This is a genomic window from Xanthomonas sp. D-99 (assembly GCF_017746145.1).
Taxonomy (GTDB): domain Bacteria; phylum Pseudomonadota; class Gammaproteobacteria; order Xanthomonadales; family Xanthomonadaceae; genus Xanthomonas; species Xanthomonas cissicola.
On sequence record NZ_JAGHWU010000008.1, the window covers coordinates 1 to 18,269 of the forward strand.

Below are 18,269 nucleotides of genomic sequence, written 5' to 3' on the forward strand. Positions count from 1 at the left end.
TGAGTTGATCAGACCTTCCCTATATCGCAGCCGCCGACCAGGTGGTGAAAGCTGCCGAGACGCATGCGGACAGCACAGCGGCTTACGCGGATTTCAACGACAAGTTCGGCCAGCTTGAAACCCGCATGGGCGCCATCAGCGAGCGCATCCTGGCCTTGAACGAGGCCAGCCGCCGCCAGGCCGAGCAATACAGCCATCGGGTGATGTGGCAGCAGGGTAGCGCCGTGGTGCTGGCATTAGTGTGCCTGGCGCTGGCGGCCGGCTGGATTCTGCGCTCGGTGTTCGGCCTGCTTGGCGGCGAGCCGCAGCTGGCGATGGCGGCCGCGCAGCACATCGCCGAAGGCCGCCTGGATCAACCGATCCCGGTCGCCGCAAAGCACTCGCGCAGCCTGATGGCCGCCTTGGCGCGCATGCAGCGCGACCTGCGCGAGCGCCTGGAGCGCGAGCGCAGCATCGCGGCCGAGAACCTGCGCATCCGTACCGCACTGGATAACGCTTCCACCGGCATGTATATCGCCGACCCGGATCTCACCATCATCTACACCAATAGTGCGCTGCAAAACCTGCTGCACACCTACGCGGACGATATCCAGGCCTGTGCACCTGCGTTCCATCGCACGGCCAACCTGGTCGGCCAGCCGGTCTCGCTGCTGGAAGTGGGCAACGCACAGGACGCAGAGATCTATCAGCGTCTGGACCGCCAGGGCGCTGCCCAACGCGAGGTGCAGTACCGCACCACCTGCATCGCACAGAACGTTTCGGCAATTCGCGACGACGCCGGCGCGCATCTGGGCTTTGTCTGCGAGTGGCGCGACCGCACGGCCGAGGCGCGCGTGGAAATCGACGTTGCCGACGTGGTGCGTAGCGCCGCTGACGGCGATCTTTCCAAGCGCATCGACAGTGCAGGAAAACAAGGCTTTTTCCTGCAACTGGCGCAACAGCTCAACGCCTTGCTCGATGCCAACGCAGTCAGCATCGCCGAAGTGTCGCGCCTGCTCAGCGCGCTGGCCGACGGCGACTTGAGTGCGCGCATGCAGGGACAATTCCATGGCGTCTTCGCCACGATGCGCGACGACGCCAATACCACCGCCGAGCAACTGGCGCTGGTGATCGGGCGTATCCAGCAGGCCGCCGGCAGCATTCATACCGCCTCCAGCGAGATTGCCGCCGGCAACAACGACCTGTCGCAGCGCACCGAACAACAAGCGGCCAATCTGGAAGAGACTGCCGCCTCGATGGAGGAACTCACCTCCACTGTCAAACAGAATGCCGAGAGCGCACGTCAGGCCAACCAGCTGGCGATCGGAGCGGCTGGCGTGGCTTCGCAGGGCGGCGCGGTGGTGGCGCAGGTGGTCACCACCATGTCCGGCATCGAAGTCTCATCGAAAAAGATCGCCGAGATCATCAGCGTCATCGACGGCATCGCGTTCCAGACCAACATCCTGGCGCTCAACGCCGCCGTGGAAGCGGCGCGTGCCGGCGAACAGGGCCGGGGTTTTGCCGTTGTCGCCTCCGAGGTGCGCACGCTGGCGCAGCGGTCGGCCGGTGCCGCAAAAGAGATCAAACATTTGATCGACGATTCGGTGAGCAAGGTCACCGAGGGCTCGCAGCTGGTGCATCAGGCCGGCACCACCATGGCCGACATCGTCGCCAGCGTGCAGCGCGTCACCGACATCATGGGCGAGATCGCTGCCGCGTCGCAGGAACAGTCGTCGGGCATCGAGCAGGTCAACCTCACCATCACCCAGATGGATGAAGCGACCCAGCAGAACGCCGCGTTGGTGGAGGAAGCCACTGCCGCTGCGCGCACCATGGAAGACCAGGCCAGCCAGCTGGCGCACGCAGTGTCGCGCTTTACCCTGGCCGATGCGCCGTCGCAGGCTGTAACGCCTGCGGCCACGAAGCCCACCGTCGCCGCAGTTTCCCGGTCAAACACGAGCAGCACCCGGGTGCCGAGCGCACGCAAGCCGGTAGTGAACGCGCCCGCAGCCACCGCCGGAAACGACCGCCAGTGGCAGGACTTCTGAGCAAGACCGGTGTGCACCTGCGGCCTGGATGTGGCGCAGTGACGCATCGCGCTGTCTAGCGGCCCTGCGACCCGGCCCCATCGCCGCGACCGCTGTATTGCAGCGTTGGCCGGAACCGGCAGGCGTTTGCGTACCCGTTAATACTTCACAATTAAAGAATGTGGCGTTTCAGCCGTTAGCGTGCTGGATAACGCCGTTAGGCAATGCTCCGGAGCAACTGATGAATAAGTTCAACGACTGGCCGATCCGCCGCAAACTGATGTTTGCCTTCTGTCTGAGTGCCGTACTCACCGCATTACTGGGCGGTTTGGGTTTTTCGCGCATGAAGCAGATGCAGAGCGAAACCACCTTGATCAACCAGGACGTGGTGCCGGTGTTGAGCCGCCTGTCCGAGTTGCGCGGTTTTGCCGGCGAATTCCGCGTCTACGAAGTGGGCCAGTTCCTCAATCTGGAAGACCCGGAGCGCTACGCGTATTTCTTCAAACGCATGGATGAAATCCAGGCCAAGTACGCCGATACCCAGAAGCAGCTTGACGCCAAGATCGGTGCGGCCTCGCCGTTGAAGGCCGAGTACGCCAAGCTGACCGATGCCAGCGCACGCTATTTCGCGGCCAACCAGCAACTGCGCACGCTCTATGCAGAGCCCGACCGCGCCGCTGCGATGGAGTTTTCGCGCAAGCAATCGGGCGAGATCCGCAAGGAACTGTTCGCCTCGGTGGACAAGCTGTATGCACAGCAGTCCAAGGCGCTGGGCGACATGGTTGCTGCCAGCGCCAGCTCGTTCAAGCTGACCAGCGCAGTGCTGCTGATCGGCACCTTGCTGATGGCCGCCTTGTCGGTGAGCTTCGGCTGGTTGATCGCGCGCAGCATCACCAGCCCGATCGCCAAGGCACTGGGCGCCATCCAGGCGGTTTCGCGCGGCGATCTGGGCGTGCAGGTCGGCAAGACCAGCAAGGACGAGATCGGCCAGATGCTCGAGGCCACCGGTGGCATGACCCAGATGCTGCGCCGTTTCTCCGACGAAACCGCGCGCATGTCGCACCTGCATGCTGCCGAAGACATCACCCACCGCATGCCGGAAGATTTCCCCGGCGTCTACGGCAACCTCGCCACCGGCATCAACACGATGATCTTCGAGCATCTCGATGCCATCATCGATGCATTGCGCATCCTCAATCAATATGCCCAGGGCGACCTGAGCGAAGATGCGCGTCGCCTGCCGGCCAGCCGCGCGGTGCTGCATGAAGCAATGGATGCAGCCAAGGCCAGCCTGTTGTCGATCAACACCGAGATCAAGCACCTGGCGCAGGCCGCCGCCTCCGGTGACTTCAGTGCGCGTGGCGATGCACAGCGCTTCAAGTACGACTTCGCCGTGATGGTGTCGGATCTGAACTCGATGATGGAAGTCAGCGACCGCAACCTGGGCAAGCTGTCGCAGCTGCTCGGCGCCGTGGCCGATGGCGACCTGACCGCGCGCATGGACGGGCAATTCCACGGGGTATTCGCACGTCTGCGCGACGACGCCAATGCGACCACCCAGCGCCTGACCGACATCGTGGGCCGCATCAAGCACTCCACCCTGGCCATCAACACGGCCGCCGGCGAGATTGCCGCCGGCAACAACGACCTGTCGCAACGCACCGAGCAGCAGGCAGCCAACCTGGAAGAAACGGCCGCTTCGATGGAAGAGCTCACCTCCACGGTCAAGCAGAACGCCGAGCACGCGCGTCAGGCCAACCAGCTCGCCATCGGCGCGGCAGGCGTGGCATCGCACGGCGGCAACGTGGTCGGCCAGGTGGTCACCACCATGTCCGGCATCGAAACCTCGTCCAAGAAGATCGCCGAAATCATCAGCGTCATCGACGGCATCGCGTTCCAGACCAACATCCTGGCCTTGAATGCCGCGGTGGAAGCGGCACGCGCCGGCGAGCAGGGCCGTGGCTTTGCCGTGGTGGCCTCGGAAGTGCGCACGCTGGCGCAGCGTTCGGCAGGTGCAGCGAAGGAGATCAAGGGGCTGATCGACGACTCGGTCAGCAAGGTGGCCGAAGGCTCGGCACTGGTGAATCAGGCCGGCAGCACCATGGCCGAGATCGTTTCCTCGGTGCAGCGCGTCACCGACATCATGAGCGAGATTTCTGCCGCCTCGCAGGAGCAGTCGGCCGGCATCGAGCAGGTCAACCAGACCGTCACCCACATGGACGAGGCCACCCAGCAGAACGCCGCGTTGGTGGAAGAAGCCACCGCCGCTGCACGCTCGATGGAAGAGCAGGCGCAGCAGCTCACCGAAGCGGTGGCGCAGTTCCGCCTCTCGGCCGAGCTGGAAGCGGTAACCCGTGCCACGCCGGTGGTGCGCCACATCGCTGCCAAGCGCCCGGCTGCTGCCAGCATGCCGGCCAGCAAGCCGCATGCTGCGCGCCCGGCGGGCCGTGCCGCGGCGGCAGTGGCACCGTCCAACGAATCCGACTGGTCCGAGTTCTAAGCGGCGAGACGGCTGCGCTCGCCGCCAGGTGGGCGCGACCGCCGGGGTCTGGCATGTGACCCACCTGCACTGTGGGTCCACCGCCCCCCCCATGGATGGCAGCTGTTCGCAGCATGCCGGCCGTTGCGTTGAACATCCCCACGGTTGAAATAGTCGCCGCCATGCAAGCCGCGCTCTCTGGAGCGCGGCTTTTTTATTGCGTCGCCAGATCAAATAAACCCATCGGCACGACAAAATGGGTTATCCGGATACATTTTATAAATGTATAAAACGAATGATCAGTAGAGCCCGCATTATCCATTGAATATCTTGATGACCTCGATTCAATAAACCATCGGATTATTTCACAAGCCTAAATTGAGTTATATTTTTTTCGATATCGAGGTATTCAGAGAATATACGTGGGCGCCGTTACAGCACATAGCGACAGGTCAGGCGAGTATCGCTGCCGTCAGCGTATCGCTCTTCCCGCTGCTCAACGCTTTCAAGGAACCAGCCATGACTAAGCTTCTCCAACGTTATAACGTCGGCCCACGACTGGCCGCCGCCTTCGCCGTTCTGATCGTGCTGTCGGGGCTGATTGCGTTTATCGGCTATCGTGGCCTGAGCGCGTCGCGTGCGCTGGTGGATCACCTGGTTAATCAGAACATGGTGAAAATCCGCCTGTCCAACACCATGATGAATGCCAACTCCGTCATTGCCACGCAGATTCGCAATGTCGTGTTGCCGACCTCCAACGAGGACAATCTCAAGTTTATCGAAAACATCAAGAATGCCCGTGCAGACTACGTCAAGGCACGCGAGGCCCTGTACGCGACCCCGCCCTCGGAAGAAGGCAGGGAAATTCGTGCAGAAATCGATCGCCGCCGAGAAATCGTCAAGGGCTTGAACGACAAGGTCATCGAGCTGGTGATGACTGGCCACAGCGACGACGCCCTGCCCTTGCTGCTGACCAAGGCTGCACCGGCGATGCAGCAGTGGCAGGACAAGATCGCAGAAAACATCGCGTTGCAGAACAAGCTGGCCGGCGACGCCTCTGCTGCTGCGCTGCAGTCCATGGACGAGTCGCGCAAGTTGCTGATCGGCGGCTCGCTGCTGGTCGTGCTGCTGAGCGGCGCCCTGGGCCTGCTGATCACCCGCAGCCTGACCCAGCCGTTGAGCCGTGCGACCCGCGCTGCCGAATCCATCGCCGGCGGCCAGCTGGATAACGACGTCGACACCCAGTTCAACGACGAGGCCGGGCGCCTGCTCAAGGCGATGAGCAAGATGCAACAACAGTTGCGCAATCTGCTCAGCGCCCAGACCGACATGGCCCGGCGCCATGATGAAGGCCAGATCAGCTACCGCATCGATGCCGATGCGTTCCCAGGCGACTACGGCCGCATGGCCACCGATACCAACAATCTGGTCGCATCGCATATCGCGGTGAAATTGAAGCTTGCGCAGATCATGGGCCGCTACGCCATTGGCGATCTCAGCGAGGATATGGACAAGCTGCCCGGCGAAAAGGCCGTGCTCACCGACACCATGGCGCAGGTCAAATTCAACCTGTCGGCGATGAATACCGAAATCAAGCACCTGGCGACATCGGCGGCCAATGGCGACTTCAGTGCCCGCGGCGATGCCGAGCGTTTCCAGTACGACTTCCGCGTGATGGTGGAAAGCCTCAACACCTTGATGGCCACCGCCGACGGCAATCTGCAATCGCTCTCTGGCTTGTTGCAGTCGATCGCTGCCGGCGACCTCACCGCACGCATGAGTGGCGAGTTCCACGGCGTGTTTGCGCAGATGCGCGACGATGCCAATGCCACCGCCACCCAGCTGGCCGAGATCGTCAGCGGCATCAAGGCCTCTGCCACGTCGATCAGGGGTGCGGCAAGCGAAATCGCCGCCGGCAATCAGGACCTGTCGCAGCGCACCGAACAGCAGGCCGCCAACCTGGAAGAAACCGCTGCCTCGATGGAAGAGCTCACCTCCACCGTCAAGCAGAACGCAGAAAGCGCGCGCCAGGCCAACCAGCTCGCCATCGGCGCGGCCAGCGTGGCCTCGCAGGGCGGCGAGATCGTCAGCAAGGTGGTCGGCACCATGAGCGGCATCGAAGCCTCGTCCAAGAAGATCGCCGACATCATCTCCGTCATCGACGGTATCGCCTTCCAGACCAACATCCTGGCCTTGAACGCGGCTGTGGAAGCGGCACGCGCCGGTGAACAGGGCCGCGGCTTTGCGGTGGTCGCCTCGGAAGTGCGCACGCTGGCACAGCGCTCTTCGGGCGCGGCCAAGGAGATCAAGGACCTGATCGACGACTCGGTGCAGCGGGTGGCCGAAGGCTCGGTACTGGTGCACAGCGCCGGCACCACCATGGGCGAGATCGTGGCCAGCGTGCAGCGCGTCACCGACATCATGAGCGAGATTTCTGCCGCCTCGCAGGAGCAGTCGGCCGGGATCGAGCAGGTCAACCAGACCGTGACCAGCATGGACGAAACCACCCAGCAGAACGCCGCCCTGGTGGAAGAAGCCACCGCCGCGGCACGCGCAATGGAAGAACAGGCCCAGCAACTGACCGAAGCGGTGGCGCTGTTCCGGCTATCGGCCGACGCCGAAGCGGTGACCCGCACCACGCCGGCGGTGCGCCAGATTGCCGCCAAGCGTCCGGCTGCGGTCAACAAGCCGACGATCAAGCCGCACCTCGCACGCCCGACAGCACGCCCCACCGTTGCGTCGGTCGCATCCGAGGCATCCAATTGGGCCGAGTTCTAATGTCGGCCCAAAGACTGCACCTGGACACCGCGTTCGCTAGCGAGCGCGGTGTCTTTTTTTATGGGCGGCGCTTCTGGCACGAGGCGCATCGGCGGGCATCACGCCCGACCCTGCAGCGTGGCAGCGACGTCTTGCGCACGCGCGCGAACGCTGTCATTGCCATGGCAAAGCCTGCATTGGCGCCCCGCGCGGCCCTGGGCGCGCTTGAGCAGCCCCAAGTCGCGAGCACCAGCAGCCTGCATCGGTAGAGCCCGGTTTTTTCGAACATAAATGCCATCCAACTTGCGTGATGGATGTGTGACGAAACCCTTCAGTTGAGAGTGGTTGCGCCGCTAGCTATCTCAGCAATGAGGCACGCATGCGAGCGCGAAAAACGCCTCACTACACCGCGCCACCAACGGCCGATGACGGGGGGCCGAACGGATGGCTCACACAACTCAGATTGTTACCAGCTCAAGGCACATTCGATGAAACAGCTAAGTCTTTCGACACAACTGGCACTGGGCTTCGGCACAGTTGTTCTTGTGCTCTTGATCGTCGCAACGGTGGGGCTACGTGGGCAGTCCCAGCTGTCGGACGCGGTGGCCATGAATGACCACACCTATCAGGTCATCGGCACCGGCCGCGCCATGTCCATTGCCACGGTCAACATCGAAACTGGCGCGCGCGGCTTCTTGCTATCCGGGCAGGACCAGCATCTCACGCCGTACAACAACGGCAAGGTGCAGTTCGAACAGGAATTCGCCAACGCCAAGACGTTGACCGCCGACAACCCGGTGCAGCAGGAACGCCTGCAGCGCCTGCATGCGGCGTATGAGCAGTTCATGGGCTTTGAGGACAACCTGATCGCGCTGCGTGGCAAGAGTAGCGATACCGATCTGTCCGCCTTGCTGACGCAGTTCAAGGCCGGCCATGAACGGGCGGCGATGGGCCAGATCCGTCAGCAGCTGGTCGACTTCGAAGCGCAGGAAAACCAATTGCTGGTCAAGCGCAGCGCGACATTGAAGGCCGCAAAGGCCAGCAGCCGTTGGTCGATGATCATCGGCAGCGGCATCGCCGTGCTGGCGGCGCTGGTCAGCGGCGGGTTGATCCGTCGTCGCCTGGTCAATCGCCTGGGCACCGCCTCGCACGTGGCCGATTCCATCGCCGCTGGCAATCTGTCGGTCAGCGTGGACAGCAGCGGCACCGATGAAACCGGTCGCCTGCTCTCCAGCATGAGCAAGATGCAGCAGCAGTTGCAGAAGGTCTTGCACGGCCAGCAGGAAATGAAACGCCGGCACGATCAGGGCGAGCTGAACTTCCGCCTGGACGAAGCAGCGTTTCCTGGCGACTACGCCACCATCGTGCGCGGCAACAACGACCTGGCTGCCTCGCATGTGGCAGTGATGATGCGGCTGGCGCAGATCATGGGCCAATACGCGGTCGGCGACCTGCGCGAAGACATGGAAGCCCTGCCCGGCGACAAGGCCGTGCTCAGCGACACCATGGCCAAGGTCAAGGGCGACTTGTCTTCGGTCAATCACGCCATCAAGCATCTTTCCCAATGCGCCGCCAATGGCGACTTCAGCGCCCGCGGCGATGCCGAAAACTTCCAGCACGACTTCCGCGTGATGGTGGAAAGCCTCAACACCTTGATGGCCACCGCCGACGGCAACCTGCAGTCGCTCTCGGGCTTGTTGCAGGCGATCGCCGCCGGCGACCTCACCGCGCGCATGAGTGGCGAGTTCCACGGCGTGTTTGCGCAGATGCGCGACGATGCCAATGCCACCGCCGTGCAGCTGGCCGAGATCGTCACCGGCATCAAGGCGTCGGCCATCTCGATCAAGGGCGCGGCCAGCGAAATCGCTGCCGGCAACAGCGATCTGTCGCAGCGCACCGAACAGCAGGCCGCCAGCCTGGAAGAAACTGCCGCCTCGATGGAAGAGCTCACCTCCACCGTCAAGCAGAACGCCGAAAGCGCACGCCAGGCCAGCCAGCTCGCCATCGGCGCGGCCAGCGTGGCCACGCAGGGCGGCGAGATCGCAGGCCAAGTGGTCGAGACCATGGCCGGCATCGAAGCCTCGTCGAAGAAGATCGCCGACATCATCTCCGTCATCGACGGCATCGCCTTTCAGACCAATATCCTGGCCTTGAACGCCGCGGTGGAAGCGGCGCGTGCCGGCGAGCAAGGCCGCGGCTTCGCCGTGGTGGCTTCTGAAGTGCGCACGCTGGCCCAGCGCTCTTCCGGCGCCGCCAAGGAGATCAAGGACCTGATCGCCGACTCGGTCGAACGTGTGGCCGCCGGTTCGGTGCTGGTCAATACCGCAGGCAGGACCATGAGCGAGCTGGTGACCAGCGTGCAGCGCGTCACCGACATCATGGGCGAGATCTCCGCGGCCTCGCAGGAACAGTCGGCCGGCATCGAACAGGTCAACCAGACCGTCACCCAGATGGACGAAACCACCCAACAGAACGCCGCGCTGGTGGAAGAAGCCACCGCCGCCGCGCGCTCGCTGGAAGAACAGGCGGTCGGATTGACCGAGGCCGTGGCGGTCTTCAAGACCGAACAAGGCACCGCCAGCACTGTCCGCACGGCATCGGTCGCCAAGGCCGCGCCCGCCGTGCGCGCCAAGCTGACCTTGATCGCCGGCACCGCAGCTGCCAAGCCACGCGCGGTCGCTGCATCGACGACCGTCGAGACCAGCTGGCAGGAGTTCTGACCAACACGCACTGGCGTCGGTGAGAATGCTCACCGACGCCATCTGCGCCAGGCAACCGCTCCACACATCCGTCGTTGGAACACGCAGGGCCCGATCGCGCACATGCAACCGCATGTGCTAGATCGGGCCCTCATTGCATTGACGGGCCCCGCTGGCGATGGGCCAGACTGCTGCGCCTGGATCACGTCGAACCGCCAAGGCGACACTCGCCTGCAGCCGATGCCGCCGGCAGGCGTCGGCTAGCGCGCGCACTTTCTGATCAGTCGCTTTCCGAGACCAACCGGAACGCCAGCCGCGTGCCGGCACTGGCGCCACGACCGGCATGCACGTCGGGCGCCCTTCCCTGCGCACGCGCGTTCATCGCCGCGGCACCTCACCCGGCATGGCCTTGCATCGGCAAACGTCGCTGCCCGCTTCCGTGAATGATGCCAGCTATAACAAACGCTAAATAGCGAGCTCAAGTATACGACCGGGTCGCCGCTACCTGCCCTGCAATCGGGACGGAGCCGACGCGGGCTACCAGTGCCAGCGCCGGGCGTCATGCAGCCGTCCTAGCTTGCAGCGGATGCCGACCGTGATCGTGAGGCCGCCGCCGTTGCCTCGAACCGCCTCCTTCTCCTCCTTCCCAGCAGGTATGTTTCATGATCGGCTTTCTCCAACGCTATAACGTCGGCACCCGCCTTTCGGCCGCATTTGGCTTTCTGATCCTGCTCTCCTGCGGCCTGGTGGCCGCTGGCCTGATGACCCTGGCGCAAGCGCGCGGGCGTATGGAGTCGATCGTCAAACACAATATGGCGATCCTCGAATATGTCGGCGAGATGCGCAGCGCCAGTGCAGCTATTGCGATCAATCTGCGCAACATCGTGCTGCCGACCACGCAGGAAGAAAACCTCGGTTTTGCCAAGGTGATCGAGGAACAGCGGCAGAACTACAACCAGAACCGCGAAAAGCTCTACGCCCGCCCGCCGTCCAACGCTGCCGGCGCGGAGATGCGTCGACAGATTGATATTGCGCGCGAAAAAGCGCGTATCGCCAATCAGCAGGTCATGGACCTGGGCTTGAACTACAAGCCCGATGAGGCACTCAAGGTGTTGATGCAGCAGGCGGTACCGGCGAACCAACAATGGCAGGCCGCACTCGATGCGTACGCTGCGCGCCAGCGCAGCCGTGGCGCCGCCGCTTATGACGATGCCAATACCGCCATGGACTATGGCCGGGCGTTGCTGATCGCCGGCGGCATTGCGGTCATCGTGATCAGCGGCCTGCTGGCCTGGCTGATCACCCGCAGCCTGACCCAGCCCTTGAACCGCGCCACCCGTGCCGCCGAGGCCATCGCCGAGGGCCGCCTGGACAGCGATGTGCACACCACCGCCACCGACGAGCCCGGCCGGCTGCTCAGCGCCATGGCCAAGATGCAGACGCAGTTGCAACGTTTCTCCAGCGAAACCACGCGGATGATCGAGCTGCACGCCGACAAGGACATCGGCCACCGCATGCCGCAGGACTTCCCCGGCGTGTACGGCGACTTGAGCAAGGGCATCAACACCATGATGTTCGAGCACCTGGACGCCATCGTCGATGCCATCGAAGTGCTCAACGAATACGCCCGCGGCGATCTGCGCCGCGATGCACGGCGCCTGCCGGGCAGCCGCGCGGTGCTGCACGAATCGATGGATGCGGCCAAAGCCAGCCTGCTGGCGATCAATACCGAGATCAAGCGCCTGGCCAGCGCGGCGGCTGCCGGCGACTTCAGCGCACGCGGCGATGCGCAGCGGTTCGAGCACGATTTCCTGCGCATGGTGCAGGACCTGAACGCGATGATGGAGGTCAGCGACACCAGCCTGGGCACCTTGTCGGCGCTGTTGCAGTCCATCGCCGCCGGCGATCTCACCGCCCGCATGCACGGCAACTTCCACGGTGTGTTCGCCAAGATGCGCGACGACGCCAACGCCACCACCGAACAGCTCACGCGCATCGTGCTGCGGATCCAGGGCGCGGCCGGCAACATCGGCGCGGCCACCGGCGAAATCGCCGCCGGCAACCAGGATCTGTCGCAGCGCACCGAACAACAGGCCGCCAACCTGGAAGAGACCGCGGCCTCGATGGAAGAGCTCACCTCCACCGTCAAGCAGAACGCCGAAAGCGCACGCCAGGCCAACCAGCTCGCCATCGGCGCCGCCCGCGTCGCTTCGCAAGGCGGCGAGATTGCCAGCAAGGTGGTCGAGACCATGAGCGGGATCGAGTCTTCGTCCAAGAAAATCGCCGACATCATCAGCGTCATCGATGGCATCTCGTTCCAGACCAACATCCTGGCACTCAACGCCGCGGTGGAAGCGGCGCGCGCCGGCGAACAAGGCCGCGGCTTTGCCGTGGTGGCCAGCGAAGTGCGTACGCTTGCGCAGCGCTCCACCGCAGCGGCCAAGGAGATCAAGAGCCTGATCGACGATTCGGTGCAACGGGTGGCCGAAGGCTCGCTGCTGGTGCACAGCGCCGGCACCACCATGGCCGAGATCGTGTCCAGCGTGCAGCGCGTCACCGACATCATGGGCGAGATCTCCGCGGCCTCGCAGGAGCAGTCGGCCGGCATCGAGCAGGTCAACCAGACCGTCACCCAGATGGACGAAACCACCCAGCAGAACGCCGCGCTGGTGGAAGAAGCCACCGCCGCCGCCCGTGCACTGGAAGAACAGGCGCTCGGATTGACCGAGGCAGTGGCGGTCTTCAAGACCGACAGCAACGACGCATCGCGTGCAGCATCACCACGCCCGGCAGCAACGCCGGCGCTTGCGGCCAAGGCGGTGGCAGCCGGCCGCGCTCCTGCCGCCAAGCTGCGCGCCGTGGTCGCTGCGCCCGGCAACGACAGTAGCTGCAAGAGTTCTGAACAGGTCGCCAGCCCTGACTGAACCGGACTGGTCGGCAGCGCTGCCGACCCGCTAAAGGCGTACACGTCGTTAGCCGATAGCCTGCTTACATCCATGAGACGCATCAATGACCACCTCACCCACGCTGTCGTCGCAGACCGTTCCAGCTTCGCCACGCCGCTGGACCAGCCGTTGGGATGACCTGGCCATCGCCAGGAAACTCGGCATCATCGGCGTGCTTGCGTTGGTGGGGCTGGTCATTCCGGTGCTGCTCTATCGCGGCAAGCTCAACGAAAGCGTCGCCATCAGCAGCAACGAATTGCGCAGCTATGCGCCGCTTGGCCAAATGCTGGGCCTGATCACCGACCTGCACGCAGCCCACGTCGATAGCGGCAGCGCCGCCAAAGACGCCGCGCAGCGCGCCGAGCGCGATCTCACCCAACTGCTCGCCACCACGGCCAATCTTCCCGGCTTCGAACGCAGCCAGAAGCAATTGCTGGCCCTGCAGCAGCGCCACGTTGCAGGTGCCGCGGCGCAGGGCTACGCCGCCGTGAGCGAACAGGCCTTTGCCGCGCTCGATGCATTGCGCGACGACAGCCAGCTGGTCTACACCCCATACATCGAAAGCTATCACCTGGTGGTGTCCACGCTGATCTACAGCCCCGAGACCACCGAATCGCTGACCCGTCTGGACGCCGCCAGCGATCCCTCGCAGGCGGGCGACAGCTGCGCGAGCAGCTCGATCAGCTTGCCCGAAACCATGTGCGTTTCCGCCATGAGCTGGACAAGGCGATGGGCCTGTTGGAACAGCCCGACGCTGCGCTGGCCGATGCCGCCAAGGTCGAAGCCACACAGTCACGCGCCGCACTGGCCGCACTGGGTACCGCCTTGGACGGCAGCGATGCCAAGGCGGACGCCCAATGGAATGCCGCACTCGATGCGCTTGGCCAGAGCATGCGGGAACTCAGCAACGTCTCCCTGCAGGCGCTGCAGCGGCAATCCGAGCGCCACCTGGTCGACGCACGCAACGCGATGTGGCAAGCGATCGCCGGCCTGTCGGTCCTGGCGCTGCTGATCGCCGCGCTGGGCTGGTACACCTTGTCGCGCCTGACCCACAATGTGCGCCGCGCCGCGACGGTGGCCGCCAATATCGCGCAGGGCCAGCTGGACGATCAGGTCGGTGCCGCCGGCCGCGACGAAACCGGTCAATTGCTCGACACCATGCGCCAGATGCAAGGGCAGCTGCAGCGCGTCCTCAGCGCGCAAAGCGAAATGGCGCAGCGCCACGATGCCGGCCAGATCAGCTACCGCATGCAGGCAGACAGTTTTCCCGGTGCCTACGCCACCATGGTGCGCGCCACCAATGCGCTGGTGGGCTCGCACATCGCGGTCAAGATGCAACTTGCGCAGATCATGTCGCGCTACGCGATCGGCGACCTGAGCCAGGACATGGACCGTCTGCCCGGCGAAAAAGCCGTGCTCACCGACACCATGGATACGGTCAAGGCCAACCTGTCGGCGATGAACAGCGAGATCAGGCTGCTCGCGCAGGCCGCAGCCAATGGCGATTTCAGCGTGCGCGGCGATGCACAGCGCTTCCAGTACGATTTCCGCGCGATGGTGGACAGCCTCAATCAATTGATGGCCACCTCCGATGCGAATCTGCAGGCGCTCTCGACGGTATTGCAGGCGATCGCGGCAGGCGACCTCACCGCCCGCATGCACGGCGACTTCCACGGCGTGTTCGCGCGCATGCGCGACGATGCCAATACCACCGTGACCCAGCTGGCCAATATCGTCGGGCGCATCCAGCAGTCCACCAATGCCATCAACGACGCCGCCGGCGAAATTGCCACCGGCAATCAGGATTTGTCGCAACGCACCGAACAGCAAGCGGCCAATCTGGAAGAAACCGCTGCCTCGATGGAAGAACTCACCTCCACCGTGCGCAACAACGCCGAGCATGCGCGCCGCGCAAACCAGTTGGTGGTTGGTGCGGCCACGGTCGCCTCGCAAGGCGGTGCGGTGGTGGGTGAGGTCGTGGGCACCATGGCCGGCATCCAGGCTGCGTCCAAGAAGATCGCCGACATCATCAGCGTCATCGACGGCATCGCCTTCCAGACCAATATCCTCGCCTTGAACGCGGCGGTGGAAGCGGCACGTGCCGGCGAACAAGGGCGTGGTTTTGCCGTGGTGGCCAGTGAAGTGCGCACGCTGGCGCAACGCTCGGCCGGTGCGGCAAAGGAGATCAAGCAACTGATCGAGGATTCGGTCAGCCGGGTCGAACACGGCAGCCAGTTGGTGGGCCAGGCCGGTCGCACCATGCAGGACATCGTCGATTCGGTGCAGAACGTCACCACCATCATGCATGAGATCAGCGAGGCCTCGCAGCAGCAGTCGCAAGGCATCGAACAGGTTGGCCAGACCGTCGCGCAGATGGATCAGGCCACCCAGCAGAACGCCGCGCTGGTGGAAGAAGCCACCGCCGCCGCCCGTTCGATGGAAGAGCAGGCGCAGCAATTGCGCGATGCCGTTTCGGTGTTCCAGTTGCAGGCCGAGCCTGCGCGCAGCCGCCTGGGCCACGCCGCCTGAGGCAACGCCTGGCGGCAGGTCTGCCTGGGACGCTGCGCGCACGCCCGCGTCCCACCTGATCAGTCCCCGCTGCCTGCATCTGTCAGGCAACGGCGTAGCGTTTGCACATCACCAACGCGCACGCGTTTGGCCCAGTGCCACCAGCAGCTCTCCTGCGAATGCGCCGGCATCGATCGGCCCTGCGCGATGGCGCACATGCAACTACACGCCAAGCCATCCGTCCTGTATCCAAGTGCCTGAGCGGCTGTCAGGACCGTGAGCAGGAAGTGAAGACGCGATCTTCCCGAGCCATCGGGATGCCCCTGCTGACAGGCCTTTCCAGGCGGTTGTGCACACCAGGCTCACCTCGGTGACGCCGAACCATACGCGTGGGGCCTAGCGAGTTCAGCAGCACTGCCAGCGCGCCGTTACCAACCTCAAGCACGCGTACCTGCCCTGCAATCGCTGGCGTTGCGACCTTGGATGTCGCAACGCTCGATGGATCGGCTCGACGCGCGCCCGCTTCGGCGCCATCCGCGCACTCCGTACGCCTCGCCGCCTAGCGCACTGCCCCTTTCCTGCCCATCGCTCTCGAGATCCCAACATGACTGCTCTTCTTCAACGCTACAACGTCGGCAAGCGCCTGGGCTTTGCCTTCGGCACGCTGATCCTGCTGTCCTGCGCGCTGGTCGTCGCTGGCCTGTACACACTGGCGCAGGCCCGCCAGACCCTGGATACGCTCACCAACCGCAACATGGTGATCGTCCAGCGGCTGCAGGAAATGAACAACGCGGTGTCGGTAATTGCCGTGCAGTTGCGCAATATCGTGCTGCCGACCAGCGATGCGGAAAATCGCCGCTTCGCCGCGATCATCGAAGAGCAGCGCAGCATCTACAAGGAAGCACGCGACAAGCTCTACACCTTCTCGGCAACGCCTGCGGCCCAGGCGCTGCGTGAAAGCATCGACGCGAACAACAAGGCGGCCCGCGCGCTCAACCAACGGGTGATCGACCTGGGTCTTGCCGGCAAGTCGGACCAAGCCCTGCCCTTGCTGTTGCAGCGTGCCGCACCGGCCACGCAGGCATGGCAGGACAAACTGCTGGAATATTCGGCGCTGCAGCGCCAGCGCGCCCAGGAAGCCAATGCGCTGGCTACCACGGCGATGGCCCGCGGCCGTGCCATGTTGATCGGTGGCGGCCTGGCGGTGGTGCTCATCAGCAGCGTGCTCGCATGGCTGATCACCCGCAGCCTGGTGGTTCCGCTGACGCGCGCCACCCGCGCCGCCGAAGCCATTGCCCAAGGCAAGTTGGACAACGACGTCAGCACGCACTCCAACGACGAAACCGGCCGCCTGTTGCACGCCATGGACGGCATGCAGGGCCAGCTGCGCAACCTGATTTCCGCACAGCTGGGCATGGCCAAGCGCCATGAAGAAGGCCAGATCAGCTTCCGCATGGATGCCGGCGCATTCCCCGGCGATTTCGGGCGCATGGCCAATGACACCAACGAGCTGGTGGCCGCGCACATCAAGGTGAAGATGCAGACCATCCACCTGATCGAGCGTTATGCCATCGGCGACCTTTCCGAAGATATGCAGCAGTTGCCCGGCGAGAAGGCGGCCATTACCGCGGCGATGAACCAGGTCAAGCACAACCTGTCGACCATGAACACCGAGATCAAGCAGCTGGCGCAGGCTGCGGCCAATGGCGACTTCACCGCGCGCGGCAATGCCGAGCAGTTCCAGTTCGATTTCCGCATCATGGTGGAAAGCCTCAACACCTTGATGGCCACCGCAGACGGCAACCTGCAATCGCTCTCGGGCTTGTTGCAGTCGATCGCTGCCGGCGACCTCACTGCGCGCATGAGCGGGCAATACCAGGGCGTGTTCGCGCAGATGCGTGACGACGCCAATGCCACTGCCGAACAACTGGCCAGCATCGTCGGCCGCATCCAGATCGCAGCCGATGCGATCGGTCTGGCCTCGGGCGAAATCGCCTCCGGTAACCAGGATCTGTCGCAGCGCACCGAGCAGCAGGCCGCCAACCTGGAAGAAACCGCGGCCTCGATGGAAGAGCTGACCTCCACCGTCAAGCAGAATGCCGAACATGCCAGCCAGGCCAACCAGCTCGCCATCGGCGCCGCTGCGGTCGCCTCGCAAGGCGGCGATGTGGTGGCGAAGGTGGTCACCACCATGTCCGACATCCAGGGCTCGTCCAGGAAGATCGCCGAGATCATCAGCGTCATCGACGGCATCGCGTTCCAGACCAATATCCTGGCCTTGAACGCGGCAGTGGAAGCAGCGCGTGCCGGCGAACAGGGCCGCGGTTTTGCGGTGGTCGCCTCCGAGGTGCGCACGCTGGCGCAGCGTTCGGCCGGTGCTGCCAAGGAGATCAAGCACCTGATCGACGACTCGGTGGAAAAGGTCACGCAAGGGGCCACCCTGGTCGATCAGGCCGGCACCACCATGGCCGAGATCGTCGCCAGCGTGCAGCGCGTCACCAACATCATGGGCGAGATCTCCTCGGCCTCGCAGGAGCAGTATGCGGGCATCGAGCAGGTCAACCAGACCGTGACCCAGATGGACGAAACCACCCAGCAGAACGCCGCATTGGTGGAAGAAGCCACCGCCGCCGCACGCGCGATGGAAGAACAGGCGCAGCAGCTGACCGAAGCGGTGGCGGTCTTCAAGGTGGCTGCGCATGCACCGTTGGCGCGTCGGTTGTCGGCCATTGCCAGCGCCCCGGCCAATGCCCGCTTCGCACCACGCCCGGCAGCACGCGTCACCCCGGCGGCCGCGTCGCCACGTCGCAGTCCTGCGGGCAACGCCACATCGGCCGCAGAGCTGGGCGATTGGCAGGAGTTCTGATCGCAAGGG

The 18,269-nt window shown here is 64.2% G+C and carries 5 protein-coding genes and 3 pseudogenes; all 8 read left to right on the plus strand.

The features are described 5' to 3' along the window. Positions 1 to 20: 20 nt before the first annotated feature. A pseudogene (locus J7360_RS03945) lies at positions 21 to 2,027 on the plus strand (methyl-accepting chemotaxis protein); the annotation flags it as partial. A 220-nt stretch (positions 2,028 to 2,247) separates the two neighbouring features. Then, positions 2,248 to 4,506, plus strand: a complete 2,259-nt coding sequence (locus tag J7360_RS03950; RefSeq protein WP_057659997.1) for a methyl-accepting chemotaxis protein — start codon at positions 2,248 to 2,250, stop codon at positions 4,504 to 4,506. Positions 4,507 to 5,004: 498 nt separating this feature from the next. Then, positions 5,005 to 7,263, plus strand: coding sequence for a methyl-accepting chemotaxis protein (locus J7360_RS03955; RefSeq protein ID WP_209033309.1), 2,259 nt, complete (start codon positions 5,005 to 5,007; stop codon positions 7,261 to 7,263). Positions 7,264 to 7,850: 587 nt separating this feature from the next. Further along, complete coding sequence (locus J7360_RS03960) at positions 7,851 to 9,962, plus strand: methyl-accepting chemotaxis protein (RefSeq protein ID WP_209033331.1); 2,112 nt, start codon at positions 7,851 to 7,853, stop codon at positions 9,960 to 9,962. Positions 9,963 to 10,142: 180 nt separating this feature from the next. Further along, positions 10,143 to 10,410: pseudogene (locus J7360_RS03965) on the plus strand (hypothetical protein). 193 nt (positions 10,411 to 10,603) lie between these two features. After that, positions 10,604 to 12,865: a methyl-accepting chemotaxis protein gene (locus J7360_RS03970; RefSeq protein ID WP_057660002.1), complete on the plus strand. Its 2,262-nt coding sequence runs from the start codon at positions 10,604 to 10,606 to the stop codon at positions 12,863 to 12,865. 85 nt (positions 12,866 to 12,950) lie between these two features. Continuing rightward, positions 12,951 to 15,415 (plus strand): annotated as a pseudogene (locus J7360_RS03975) (methyl-accepting chemotaxis protein). Positions 15,416 to 15,998: 583 nt separating this feature from the next. Beyond that, positions 15,999 to 18,260, plus strand: coding sequence for a methyl-accepting chemotaxis protein (locus J7360_RS03980; protein ID WP_057660003.1), 2,262 nt, complete (start codon positions 15,999 to 16,001; stop codon positions 18,258 to 18,260). Positions 18,261 to 18,269: the final 9 nt, after the last annotated feature.